Source organism: Streptomyces sp. NBC_01498, assembly GCF_036327775.1.
Classification (GTDB): Bacteria; Actinomycetota; Actinomycetes; order Streptomycetales; family Streptomycetaceae; genus Streptomyces.
This window is the reverse complement of sequence record NZ_CP109598.1, coordinates 5493746-5506461: the sequence shown is the minus strand read 5'-3', so window position 1 is coordinate 5506461 and position 12716 is coordinate 5493746. Positions and strand designations below refer to the sequence as shown.

At 72.1% G+C, this 12716-nt stretch carries 11 protein-coding genes; 4 read left to right on the top strand and 7 right to left on the bottom strand.

Annotated elements, in window-relative coordinates:
- The first annotated feature begins 16 nt into the window (after positions 1–16).
- Entirely contained in the window at positions 17–1522 is a 1506-nt protein-coding gene (locus OG875_RS23470) for a hypothetical protein (protein WP_330176199.1), read from the top strand.
- 457 nt (positions 1523–1979) lie between these two features.
- Here OG875_RS23470 and OG875_RS23465 read toward each other — a convergent pair whose 3' ends face one another.
- Complete coding sequence (locus OG875_RS23465; RefSeq protein WP_330176198.1) at positions 1980–2336, bottom strand: HesB/IscA family protein; 357 nt, start codon at positions 2334–2336, stop codon at positions 1980–1982.
- 390 nt (positions 2337–2726) lie between these two features.
- On the opposite strand from OG875_RS23465, the gene nadA reads away from it, so the two are divergent.
- Complete coding sequence (gene nadA, locus OG875_RS23460) at positions 2727–3914, top strand: quinolinate synthase NadA (protein ID WP_330176197.1); 1188 nt, start codon at positions 2727–2729, stop codon at positions 3912–3914.
- Between the two features lie 179 nt (positions 3915–4093).
- On the opposite strand, the gene OG875_RS23455 is transcribed toward nadA, so the two are convergent.
- The 5 genes from OG875_RS23455 to OG875_RS23435 all read right to left on the bottom strand — a co-directional run bounded on the left by OG875_RS23455 (position 4094) and on the right by OG875_RS23435 (position 10586).
- Entirely contained in the window at positions 4094–7303 is a 3210-nt protein-coding gene (locus OG875_RS23455; protein ID WP_330176196.1) for an efflux RND transporter permease subunit, read from the bottom strand.
- Positions 7304–7448: 145 nt separating this feature from the next.
- Positions 7449–8138, bottom strand: a complete 690-nt coding sequence (locus OG875_RS23450; protein ID WP_330176195.1) for a response regulator transcription factor — start codon at positions 8136–8138, stop codon at positions 7449–7451.
- Complete coding sequence (locus OG875_RS23445) at positions 8135–9361, bottom strand: sensor histidine kinase (protein WP_330176194.1); 1227 nt, start codon at positions 9359–9361, stop codon at positions 8135–8137. Before OG875_RS23445 ends, OG875_RS23450 begins: the two co-directional genes overlap by 4 nt.
- Positions 9362–9485: 124 nt before the next feature.
- A complete protein-coding gene (gene pspAA / locus OG875_RS23440) occupies positions 9486–9767 on the bottom strand; it encodes a PspA-associated protein PspAA (protein WP_330176193.1) in 282 nt (93 codons plus the stop codon).
- 9 nt (positions 9768–9776) lie between these two features.
- Complete coding sequence (locus OG875_RS23435) at positions 9777–10586, bottom strand: PspA/IM30 family protein (protein ID WP_330176192.1); 810 nt, start codon at positions 10584–10586, stop codon at positions 9777–9779.
- Between the two features lie 272 nt (positions 10587–10858).
- Between OG875_RS23435 and OG875_RS23430 the strand changes: the two genes are divergently transcribed.
- Together OG875_RS23430 and OG875_RS23425 are read left to right on the top strand one after the other, a co-directional pair.
- Entirely contained in the window at positions 10859–11455 is a 597-nt protein-coding gene (locus OG875_RS23430; RefSeq protein WP_330176191.1) for a DUF3043 domain-containing protein, read from the top strand.
- Positions 11452–12249 carry a class I SAM-dependent methyltransferase gene (locus OG875_RS23425; protein WP_443079285.1) on the top strand — a complete coding sequence of 266 codons (798 nt, stop codon included), beginning with the start codon at positions 11452–11454 and terminating at the stop codon, positions 12247–12249. Before OG875_RS23430 ends, OG875_RS23425 begins: the two co-directional genes overlap by 4 nt.
- A 234-nt stretch (positions 12250–12483) precedes the next feature.
- Here OG875_RS23425 and OG875_RS23420 read toward each other — a convergent pair whose 3' ends face one another.
- A complete protein-coding gene (locus OG875_RS23420; protein ID WP_330176190.1) occupies positions 12484–12711 on the bottom strand; it encodes a hypothetical protein in 228 nt (75 codons plus the stop codon).
- Between the last annotated feature and the right edge of the window lie 5 nt (positions 12712–12716).

The following is a 12716-nucleotide window of genomic DNA, read 5'->3' as shown; positions in this document are numbered from 1 at the left end:
GACGAAGGAGCAGACGGTGACCCGTACGGAACGAACTCAGGACAGTGACGGCGACCGCGCCCGGAGGCGCATCGGACCGGGGCGCTCCCCGCTCGCGATCGTGTCCGTGGCGGCGGCCGTCCTGCTCGCCGGAGGCGGTGGCGCCTACTTCGCCACGGCCTCCTCGGACGGCGACGACGTCACGCTCAAGAAGGCCGCGCGGAGCGGGGACCCGGCTCCGCCGCCCCTGGCGCTCGGCGACGAGCCGGGCGGCGGGCCGGGTCTCGGCATCGCGCCGGGCGAGCCGAGCCCGAACGGAGTGCGGTACCGCGCGGCCGGGGAACTCCCCGAAGGGCCGGACACGGCGGCCGTCCACCGGCCCGAGGGGTCCGTGGGCGCGGCAGAGGTGGCGCGGCTCGCCGCGGCGCTGGGGGTGCCGGGCGCACCGGAGTTGTCCGGCGCGGCGTGGAAGGTCGGTTCGCGGAACGACGGTTCGGGTCCGCTGCTCAGTGTCGACCGGCAGGCGCCCGGCAACTGGACGTTCGGGCGCTACGGTTCGGCACCGGGCGGGGACAACTGCCTGAAAGGCAAGGAGTGTCCGGGCGGCGGCGGGAGCATCGGCGGCGACGTCAACCCGGTGGTGCCGGAGAGCGGGGCCGGCCCGGTGAGCGAGGAGGCCGCGAAGAAGGCCGCCGCGCCCGTGCTGAAGGCGCTGGGCCAGCGGGACGCGGCCCTGGACGCGGGCCAGTTGATGGGCGCCGTACGCGTGGTGAACGCGGCGCCGGTGATCGGCGGGCTGCCCACGTACGGCTGGTCGACCGGTATCCAGATCGGCGCGGACGGCCAGGTGGTCGCCGCGAGCGGGAAGCTGAAGGAGCCCGCGAAGGGCCCGGAGTACCCGGTGGTGGGCGCGGCCGAGGCGCTGAAGCTGCTCAACGAGGCGTCGGCGGTTCCCGGGCCCGGCGGGATCGGGGGCTGCGCGACGGCGGTGCCGCACGAGGACGGGCGGGAGCCCGCGAAGCCGGACGGGCCCGCGGCGCCGTGCGAGCCGGGCGGGAAGCCGGCGCAGCCGGAGACGGTGGCGGTCGGCAAGGCGGTCTTCGGGCTCGCCGCGCGGCAGTTGGACGGGGTGACGGGGCTCGTACCGTCGTGGTGGTTCGAGGTGCCGGGCGCCGGCGACGGACCGGCGTCGAGCGTGGTCCGTACGGCGGTGGCCCCCGACCATCTGTCGCCGGGCGAGGGCGCGCCGGCTCCCGGAAAGCCGGGCCCGGAGGCGGGCGAGGGCGCGCCTGTCGAGGCGTACAGCGCCGACGGCCGCACGTTGAGCGTGCGCTTCACGGGCGGTGTGTGCGGCGAGTACACGCTGCGGGCGGAGGAGACCGGGTCGGCCGTGACGGTGGAGGTGGTGGACTCCGCGCCGAGCGGGACGCTGTGCGTGGCGATGGCCAAGAGCTTCACCGAGAAGGTGACGCTGAAGCTCCCGCTCGGCGACCGGAAGGTCCTGGACAAGGCCACGGGCGACCCGGTGGCACGGCGCGGCTGACACCCTGGCGGGTACGAGCCGGAGCGGGTTCGAGCCGGAGCGGGTTCGAGCCGGAGCGGGTTCGGACGGGGTGGGTTCGGACGGGGTGGGGGTACGGAGGGGCGAGTTCGGACGCGGCGCGGGTACAGAGACGGCGCGCCCACAGACGCGGCGCGAGCACAGCGCGACGCGGCTGACACCCCGGCGCGTACGGGCGCGGCGCGGGCACACAGGCTGCGCGCCTACGGACGCGGCGCGCGTACAGACACGGCGCGGCTGACCACCCCGGCGAGCACAGACGCGGCGCACGTACGGATGCGGCCCGGGTAAGGAGGCGGCGCGAGCACCGACGCGGCGCGCGTACAGACGCAGCGCGGACACGCAGGCGGCGCGCCCACGGACGCGGCGCGAGCACGGAAAGGGCGGCGGGCCCCCGGTCGGGGGGCCGCCGCCCTTTCACCGTTCCTGACGGGTGCGGTCAGTTGAACGAGTCGCCGCAGGCGCAGGAACCGGAGGCGTTGGGGTTGTCGATCGTGAAGCCCTGCTTCTCGATCGTGTCGACGAAGTCGATGGAGGCGCCGCCGAGATACGGGGCGCTCATCCGGTCGGTGACGACCTTGACGCCGCCGAAGTCCTTCACGACGTCGCCGTCCAGCGAGCGCTCGTCGAAGAACAGCTGGTAGCGGAGACCGGAACAGCCGCCGGGCTGGACCGCGACGCGCAGCGCCAGGTCTTCCCTGCCTTCCTGGTCGAGCAGGGCCTTGACCTTGGCCGAGGCGGCTTCGGACAGGAGGATGCCGTCGCTCACGGTGGTGGTCTCGTCCGATACGGACATCTGCTTCTCTCCCGGGGTGGGGCCTCCCCGCCGAGGCAGGGGGAGTGCGGACTCTTTGCCGACAGCGACAACCGTCACGGCCGCGGATTCATTCCGGGCCCCGCACGCTCGCCTCGTCTGCCGTTCTTCTGTCGTCTTCCGACGACATTCTCTCGTCTTCCGGCGACATTCCGTCGACGGACTGTCGTCTTCCGGCGCCGGTCGGGCGTCCCCCGCGTTCCGACGCTCTCTCTCATGCTCGCACACCCGCCTCATGAGGGGCACGGGTCACGTTGCCGGGAATGCGTCACATCGACGCTATCGGCATCGTCAAAGTGACATGAAGCGGTTATGATAGATAGCGTCAATTAGACGAAAAGGCTCCTCCGCAGAGAAGAAAGGGTGCGTGACGTGACCACGGCCCAAGCCCGTCCGGAACTCGACGTCCAGCCGTCGCCCCTCGCACTGCTCCTGCTCGGCCGGGAGGCCGACACCCGGAGCGAGCGCGGCGTGGAGTGCCCCGGAGACCTGCCGTCCCCGTCCGACCCGGATCTGGTCGAACGTGCGCGCGCGGCGAAGGCGAAGCTCGGGGAGAAGGTCTTCATCCTCGGCCACCACTATCAGCGCGACGAGGTCATCCAGTTCGCCGACGTGACCGGTGACTCGTTCAAGCTCGCCAGGGAGGCCGCCGCCCGCCCCGGCGCCGAGTACATCGTCTTCTGCGGTGTCCACTTCATGGCCGAGTCGGCGGACATCCTCACGTCCGACGACCAGAAGGTCGTCCTGCCCGACCTGGCGGCGGGCTGTTCCATGGCGGACATGGCGACGGCCGAGCAGGTCGCCGAGTGCTGGGACGTACTGACCGAGGCGGGCATCGCCGACCGGGTCGTCCCCGTCTCGTACATGAACTCCTCCGCCGACATCAAGGCGTTCACCGGGGAGCACGGCGGCACCATATGCACCTCGTCCAACGCCGAGCGCGCCCTCACCTGGGCGTTCGAGCGGGGTGAACAGGTCCTCTTCCTGCCGGACCAGCATCTGGGCCGCAACACGGCCGTTCGGGACCTCGGGCTGTCCCTGGAGGACTGTGTCCTCTACAACCCGCACAAGCCGAACGGCGGGCTGACCGCCGAGGAGCTGCGGAACGCGAAGATGATCCTGTGGCGCGGGCACTGCTCGGTGCACGGCCGCTTCTCGCTGGACTCGGTGAACGAGGTGCGCGCGCGGATTCCCGGCGTGAACGTGCTGGTTCACCCGGAGTGCCGGCACGAGGTGGTCGCCGCCGCCGACCACGTGGGCTCGACGGAGCACATCATCACGATGCTGGAGGAGGCGCCGGCCGGTTCGACGTGGGCGATCGGCACCGAGCTGAATCTGGTACGGCGGCTGGCGAATCGATTCGCCGCCGAGGACAAGAAGATCGTCTTCCTCGACCGGACGGTCTGCTTCTGCTCCACGATGAACCGCATCGACCTGCCGCATCTGGTGTGGGCGCTCGAATCGCTCGCCGACGGCAAGGAGATCAACCGGATCGAGGTCGAGAAGCGGACGGCGGACTTCGCCCAGCTCGCGCTGGAGCGGATGCTGGCGCTGCCGTAACCCGCGCGCCGGGCACCGGGCACCGGGCACCGGGCACAACGGTGAGGGGCGCCCGCCGACGGCGGGCGCCCCTCTCATTCGTGAGCGTACGGATCACTCGTAAGTCACTCGTGGATCGCTCACGGACCGCGCTGCGCGGCCCGTGACCCGGACCCCCGCGGACCCAGCCCCGGACCCGGTCAGGCGTTGACCGGCTCCGGTGCCGGCGACGGCGCGTCGGAGCGCGGCGGCGTACCGCCGTCACCCGTCCCACCGCCCCCGCTGCCGCTGTCCCCGCCGTCCGGGGCCGCCGCCCGCTTCGCGGCCTTCTTGTCCCGGCGGCGCTCCTTGCGGAGCTCGACCATCGAGTACAGCGTCGGCACCAGCAGCAGCGTCAGCAGCGTCGACGTCAGCAGACCGCCGATCACCACCACGGCCAGCGGCTGGCCGATGAAGCCGCCCTCGCCGGTGATCCCCATCGCCATCGGCAGCAGCGCGAAGATCGTGGCCAGCGCGGTCATCAGGATCGGCCGCAGCCGGTGCCTGCCGCCCTCGACGACCGCCTCGACCACCCCGAGGCCCTGCGCCCGGTACTGGTTGATGAGGTCGATCAGCACGATCGCGTTGGTCACCACGATGCCGATGAGCATCAGCATGCCGATCATCGCCGGCACACCCAGCGGGGTCCCGGTGACGAGCAGCAGACCGAGCGCGCCGGTCGCCGCGAACGGGATGGAGACCAGCAGGATCAGCGGCTGCACCAGCGACCGGAACGTGCCGACGAGCAGCATGAACACGATCGCGACGGCCGCCAGCATGGCGAGCCCCAGCTGGAGGAACGCCTCGTCCTGGTCCTCGGACACGCCGCCGATGGAGGCGGTCGCCCCCTCGGGCAGGTCGAGCGCGCTGATCTTCGACTGGAGGGTGGTGCTGACCGCGCCGGTGTTGTCGCCGACCGGCTTCGCGGTGATCGTCGCCGCGCGGGAGCCGTCGATACGGGTCATCGACAGCGGGCCCGGCGCCAGCTTCACCTCGGCGATCTGACCGAGCTTCACCCCGCCGAGCGGCAGGGCCTTCAGTTCGGCGATCGTCTTCGCGGGCTCGGCGGAGGTGACGACCACGTCGCGCTCGGTGTCCCCGAGGACCGCCTTGCCGGACGGCGTACCGCGTACGGCCTGGGCGACGGCCATGCCGAGCGTGGCGTCGTTGAACCCGGCGCCGGCGGCCTTCTCGTTGGCCCTGACCGAGATACGCGGGATGCTCTGCGCCAGGTCGCTCTGCACGTCGGTGACGTCGTCGATCCCGGCGACCTCCTCGCGGACCTGCTCGGCGGCGTCCCCGAGGGTCTTGGCGTCGGACGCCTTGACGACGACGCTCAGGTCCTGGCTGCCGAAGCCGTCGCCGGCCGCGATGGTCGTCTCGCCGACGCCGTCCAGTTCGCCGAGGGCCTTGTCGATGGCCTCGCTGGTCTTCTCGTACGTCGCCGAGTCCTTCAGGGTGACCTGGTAGGACGCCTGGTTGGCGCCCGTACCGCCGCCGAACGCCGCCATGAAGCCGGACGAACCGACGGTGACCTGGTACTCCTTGATCTCGTCGAAGCCGGCGAGGGTCTTCTCGACCTTCTTGGCCGCCGCGTCGGCCGTCTCCAGGCTGGTGCCCGGCGCCAGCTCCTGCTTGACGGTGAGGACCTCCTGCTCGCCCTGGTCGAAGAAGTTGGTCTTGAGCAGCGGCGCCATGGCGAACGTGCCGAGCAGGATCACGAACGCGAGGACGACGCTGGTGATCCGCCGCCGGGTCGCGAAGCGCAGCACCTTCACGTACACCAGCTGCATCCGGCTGGCGGACTCCTTCTCCTCCGCGATCCGGCGGGCCTCGGCGGGGTCCATCCCGCGTACGGCCTTCGGGGCGCGCAGGAACCAGTACGACAGCACCGGTACGACGGTGAGCGAGACCAGCAGCGACGCCAGCAGGGCGGCGGTGATCGTCAGCGAGAACGAGCCGAACAGCTCGCCCACCATGCCGCCCACGAGGCCGATCGGCAGGAACACCGCGACCGTGGTGAGCGTGGAGGCGGTGACCGCGCCCGCGACCTCCTTGACCGCCGAGGTGATCGCGGCCTCGCGCTCCTCGCCGTAGCCGAGGTGGCGCTTGATGTTCTCCAGCACCACGATCGAGTCGTCGACGACCCGGCCGATGGCGATGGTCAGCGCGCCGAGGGTGAGCATGTTGAGCGACAGGTCGCGGGTCCACAGCACGATCAGCGCGAGGACCACGGAGAGCGGGATGGAGACCGCCGTGACCAGGGTGGAGCGGATCGAGGCCAGGAAGACCAGGATGACCAGAACCGCGAAGACCAGACCGAGCGCACCCTCGGTCGTCAGGCCGGAGATCGACTTGGAGACGGCCGGGCCCTGGTCGCTGACCACGGTCAGGTCGGCGCCGTCGCCGAGGTCCGCGCGCAGGGCGGGCAGCTTGTCCTTGACGGCGTCGGAGATGGCGACGGCGCTGCCGTCCTTGTCCATGGTGGCCATCACGGCGAGGCTGGGCTCACCGTTCGTACGGGTCAGCGAGGTCGCCTGGGCGGGCCGCTGCTCGACGGTGGCGATGTCGGCGAGCCGTACGGGACCACCGCCCTGTCCGGCGCCGCCCTGGGGCGCGCCCGGCTGGGGGCCGCCGACGCGCAGGTCCTCGATCTGCTCGATCGAGGTGTAGCCGCCGCCGACCTGTACGGTGCGGCTCTTGCCGTCCTCGGAGAACGACCCGGCGGGGACGGTCGCGCCGCCCGCCTTCAGGGCCTCCGAGAGGGCCATCGGTGAGAGACCCGCGGCGGCGAGCTTCTTGTCGTCGGGGGTGACGGAGACCTGGAGGTCCCTGACGCCGTCGACCGAGACCTGGCCGACGCCGTCGATGTCCTCCAGTGCGGGGACGACAGTACGCTCCAGCCGGTCGGCGAGCGCCTGCTGGTCGTCGCCGCCGGACGCGGCGAGGACGACGGTCGGGATGTCGTCCGTGGAACCGGCCACGACCTGCGGGTCGACGTCGTCGGGCAGTTGGGCGCGGGCCCGGTTCACGGCCTGCTGGATGTCGGCGACCAGTTGCTTCGAGCCGTCACCGCCGAAATCGAAACTGGCCATGATCACGGCGTTGCCCTCGCTCGCCGTGGAGGTCACACCGGTGATGCCGTCGACGGCCTCGATGGCCGCCTCGATCGGCTCGACGACCTGCTTCTCGACCACGTCGGGCGAGGCGCCCTGGTAGGGGGCGAGAACCGAGACCATCGGAAGTTCGATGGAGGGCAGCAGTTGCTGCTTCAGCTGGGGGATCGCGATCGCTCCGAAGAGGAGCGCGATCAGGGATATCAGCCCGATCAGGGCCCGTTGCGCGAGGCTGAATCTGGACAGCCAGGACATGGGGTCTCTCTTCTGTGGTGTACGCGTGCAGAAGGGCGCAGGGGCCCCTCTACACGATCCGCCATCAGCCGGGCCGGATCGGTCGACCCCAGGTCGATTTCCTCGCGCGCCGCGTACCGCGCCTGGAGTACGCGACGGTGGGCGGCTACTCCACCCGTGGACGTACCAGTCCCGATTCGTACGCGATTACCACCAATTGGGCCCGGTCCCGGGCGCTCAGCTTGGCCATCGCCCGGTTGACATGGGTCTTGACGGTGAGCGGGCTGACGACCAGGCGCTCGGCGATCTCGTCGTTGCTGTGGCCGCCGGCCACCAGGACCAGGACCTCGCGCTCGCGCACGGTCAGCGCGGCCAGCCGCGCGGAGTACGCCGCCGCGTCGGGCCCGGTCCCGTCGGCGCCGCCGCCCTGCGCCAGGAAGGTGGCGATGAGCCCCTTGGTCGCGGCGGGCGACAGCAGGGCGTCACCGGCGGCGGCGATCCGGATGGCGTTGAGCAGTTCCTCGGGCTCGGCGCCCTTGCCGAGGAAGCCGGAGGCGCCGGCGCGCAGCGACCGCACCACGTACTCGTCCACCTCGAAGGTCGTCAGCATCACCACCCGCACCCCGCCCAGTTCCGGGTCGGCGCTGATGGCGCGGGTGGCGGCCAGGCCGTCGGTGCCGGGCATCCGGATGTCCATCAGCACGACGTCGGCCTTCTCGGAGCGGGCCAGCGCCACCGCCTGGGCCCCGTCGGCGGCCTCGCCCACGACCTCCATGTCGGGCTCGGAGTCGACCAGCACCCGGAACGCGCTGCGCAGCAGGGCCTGGTCGTCGGCGAGCAGCACTCGGATGGTCATGCGTCCTCCCCGGTACGGGCCTTGACCGGCAGTATCGCGTGCGTACGGAATCCGCCCCCGTAGCGGGGGCCCGCGGCGAGGGAGCCGCCGAGGGCGGTGACGCGCTCGCGCATGCCGAGCAGGCCGTGGCCGCTGCCGTCGGCGGGTTCGCCGGTGCCGGTTCCGTTGTCGAGGACGGTGACCTCGACGGTCGGGCCGACCCGTACGACGCTCACCTCGGCCTTCGCGCCGGGCCCGGCGTGCTTGCGGACGTTGGTCAGGGCCTCCTGGATGATGCGGTAGGCCGCGAGGTCGACGGCGGCGGGCAGCCGGGGGTCCCCGTCGCCGAGGGCCACCTCCACGGGGAGGCCCGCGTAGCGGAAGGTGCCGACGAGTTCGTCCAGGAGGGCGAGGCCGGGGGCCGGTTCGGTGGGGGCGGCCGGGTCGCCGGACTGGCGGAGCAGACCGACCGTGGCACGCAGCTCGCTGAGCGCGGAGCGGCTGGCCTCGCGTACGTGCGCCAGCGCCTCCTTGGCCTGGTCGGGGCGTTTGTCCATGACGTGCGAGGCGACGCCCGCCTGGACGTTGACCAGGGCGATGTGGTGGGCGACGACGTCGTGCAGGTCGCGGGCGATGCGCAGGCGCTCCTCGGCGACCCGGCGCCGCGCCTCCTCCTCGCGGGTGCGTTCCGCGCGCTCGGCGCGCTCGCGTATCGCGTCGATGAAGGCGCGGCGGCTGCGGACGGCGTCACCGGCGGCGCTCGCCATGCCGGTCCAGGCGAAGATGCCGAGGTTCTCCTGGGTGAACCAGGGGGTGGGGCCGGAGAGCATCGCGGCGACCGTGAGCGTGGCCATGGTGGCGAGGCCGACGCGCCAGGTGGTGGGGCGGTCGGTGCGCGAGGCGACGGTGTAGAGGGCGACGACGGTGCTCACCGCGACCGGCGAGACCGCGTCGCCCGCCAGCAGCTCGGTCACGCTGGCCGCGGCGGTGAGGGCGAGGACGGGCAGCGGGTGGCGGCGGCGCAGGACCAGGGCGCCCGCCCCGAGGACCATCAGGACCACACTGCCCGCGCCGGGGGTCTCCTGGCCGAACTCGGGGAATCCGCCGTGGCGGGGGCGCGGGTCGGCGAACGCGCCGGCCAGCATGCAGACGAGTACGGCCACGGCCAGCCCGGCGTCGAACGCGAGGGGGTGGGCCCGCAGCCGGCTCCGTGTGCGGTCGAAGCGGGTTCCGAGTGAGGTCACACCGGAAAGGTACGCCCGTCGCCGGGTGGCCCGGCACGGCACGATGCCCCGTGCGACGGGGCACGGGGCATCGAGGGGTGCCGGAGAGTGGTGCGGGAGCCGGGGGCGGCGGGGACCGGAGGGATCAGGGAGAGGGGATCAGACCGTCGTCGCTGAGCAGCGCGCGCACCTCTTCGAGCGTGGCGCCCGGGGCGGGCAGAATCAGCCCGGACGGCTCCAGGGAGTCGTCCGGCACCGGTTCGCCCAGCTCGCGCACCTTGTCGAGGAGCGCGTGGAGGGTCCGGCGGAAGCCGTCCTCGTCGCCCGTGTCGATCTCGGCGAGCAGTTCGTCGTCGAGCTTGTCCAGTTCGGCCAGGTGGCTGTCGTCCAGCCGGGCCTGGCCCTCCCCCATGATCCGTACGATCATGACGCGCCCTTAGCTCTTGTCGAATTTGTTCGGAGTCCCCGAGGACTGTCCCGAGGACCGCGTGCCGTCCTGCCGGTCGGCCTCGCCGCCCTCGATGGCCTGCTGCGACGGCGAACCGCCCGCCAGCTCGGCCTTCATCCGCTGGAGTTCCAGCTCCACATCCGTACCACCGGAGATCCGGTCCAGCTCGGCGGCGATGTCGTCCTTCGCCAGCCCGGAGTGGTCGTCCAGGGCGCCGGAGGCGAGCAGCTCGTCGATCGCGCCGGCCCGCGCCTGGAGCTGCGCGGTCTTGTCCTCGGCACGCTGGATGGCCATGCCGACGTCGCCCATCTCCTCGGAGATGCCCGAAAAGGCCTCCCCGATCCGGGTCTGCGCCTGGGCGGCCGTGTAGGTGGCCTTGATGGTCTCCTTCTTCGTACGGAAGGCGTCGACCTTGGCCTGAAGACGCTGCGCCGCCAGGGTGAGTTTCTCCTCCTCGCCCTGGAGGGTGGTGTGCTGCGTCTCAAGATCGCTGACCTGCTGCTGGAGCGCGGCGCGGCGGGACAGCGCCTCGCGCGCCAGGTCCTCGCGGCCGAGCGCCAGCGCCTTGCGGCCCTGGTCCTCCAGCTTGGTGGACTGGCCCTGGAGCTGGTTCAGCTGAAGCTCCAGCCGCTTGCGGGAGGTGGCCACGTCGGCGACCCCGCGCCGTACCTTCTGGAGCAGCTCCAGCTGCTTCTGGTACGAGTAGTCGAGCGTCTCGCGCGGATCCTCAGCCCTGTCCAGGGCCTTGTTGGCCTTTGCGCGGAAGATCATTCCCATACGTTTCATCACACCGCTCATGGGCTTCGCGCGCCCCCTTCTGACGGACTCCGGATCCAGCACTCCAACAGAACCCACAGTACGGGCCCTGTCTCCATTACCGCACTGTTCGGGCACGGATGGGCTCATCCCCAAGGACGATCGCACTGCGTGGCGCTCCGGCGCAGGGAGTAGGTGACCTTCGGGGGCGGCGGGCGTTACATCCCCTCTGCACCGGTACGGACCCTTGCCGTTGCCGGATCGTTCCCCTCGGGGGTGGGGCGCCGAAGGGGAACCCCGTACCCTTGGGCTTTGTGTTCCGTAGCCGCTCCAAGGAAGAGAAGGCCCCCACCGGCAAGGTGACGGCGGACCTCTCCACGCAGACCCGTGACCCGCAGGCCCCGAAGGGCCGCCCGACCCCGAAGCGCAGTGACGCGCAGTCACAGCGTCGCCGTGCCTCCACGGTGCCGGCCGACCGCAAGGCCGCGATGAAGCGGCAGCGCGAGGCGCGCCGTATCGACATGGCCAAGCAGCGCGAGGCGCTGGCCAGCGGCGACGAGCGTTATCTGCCCGCCCGTGACAAGGGGCCGGTGCGCCGCTTCGTCCGCGACTACGTGGACTCGCGCTTCTGCATGGCGGAATTCTTCCTGCCGCTCGCGGTGGTCATCCTCGTCCTGAGCATGATCCGCGTCGGTCAGCTCCAGAACATCGCCCTGCTGCTCTGGCTCGGTGTGATCGTGCTGATCGTCGTGGACTCCATCGGCATCTGGCTCCGGCTGAAGAAGCAGCTCGCCGTGCGCTTCCCGAACGAGCCCAAGCGCGGCGCGGTCGCGTACGCCCTGATGCGCACGCTCCAGATGCGCAGGCTCCGTCTTCCCAAGCCGCAGGTCAAGCGCGGGGAACACCCCTGAGCACTGGGGCACCCGGCCCGGCCGAGGACCCGGCGGACCCGGCGTCCGGTCCGGGCGGGCTGCGGGACGCCGTCCGCCAGGAGCTGGTCTCCCGGCAGCTCGACGAACAGCTGACCTCGCGCTACCCGGTCGGACAGCGGCTGCGCATCCTCGACGTCGGCATGGGCCGGGGCACCGAGGCGCTGCGCCTGGCGCGGGCGGGACACACCGTGACCGGGCTGGAGTCCGACCCGGAGCTGATGGCCTCGGCGCGGGCCTCGCTCGAAGGGGAGCCCGAGGGAATCCGGGAGCGCGTCCGGCTGGTCGAGGGCGACGGGCTCCAGACGGGGGTGCACTTCCTGCCGGGCGGTTTCGACGTGGTGCTGTGCCACGGCGTGCTGATGTACGTGGAGGAGCCGGACGCCATGCTCGCCGGGCTGGCCCGGATGCTGGCGCCGGGCGGGCTGCTGTCGCTGCTCGTACGGAACGCGGACGCGCTCGCGCTGCGGCCGGGGCTCGCCGGGGACTGGGCGGGGGCGCTGGACGCCTTCGACTCCCCCTCGTGTCCGGACGGCCTCGGACGGCAGGTCCGGGCGGACCGGCTGTCGGCGCTGACGGCGACCCTCGCGGGCATCGCGGCGCCGCTGCACACCTGGTACGGGGTGGGGGTCTTCTCCGACACGCTGCCGGACGACGCGGCGGTGCCCACGGCCGGGGAGCTGGAGCTGCTGCTGGCGGCGGAGGACCGGGCCGGGCGGACGGAGCCGTACCGGAGGGTCGCGGCGCTGCTGCACCTGTGCGGGGTGCGCGGATAAGTCGGGCCGACCGGTGAGGGGGAGCCCCGCCGGGCGGCTCCATCGGCAGGTCGGAGCCGTACGGACCCGCCTGGGCCGAGGCTCACGGACGGGCCGCCTCCGGCTCCAGGCCCCCGCGCCGGGCGGGACCCCGACAGGTCGGAGCTGTACGGACGCACCGTGGCCGAGGCGCCGCGGTACGCCGTTCCGGGGGGCGCGGACAGCTGCCCGGTGCCTCCCCGGAACGGGTCGTGCTCAGCTCTCCTCGGCCGCCGGCTCCTCCTCCGTCCGGAGGCTCATCGGCCCGTAGATCCTGCTGCCGTCGTCGAACAGCGTCGCCTGTTCGGCGCCGCCCTCCAGCAGCTCCTTCCACGCCTCGCCGATCCAGGACTCGGCATCGCCCTGCGTGGTGAACTCATCCGGTTCCACGGCCGGCTGGACCTCCGTCCCGTCGGCCTTCTCGAACCGCCACGTCCACGCCATGTCCG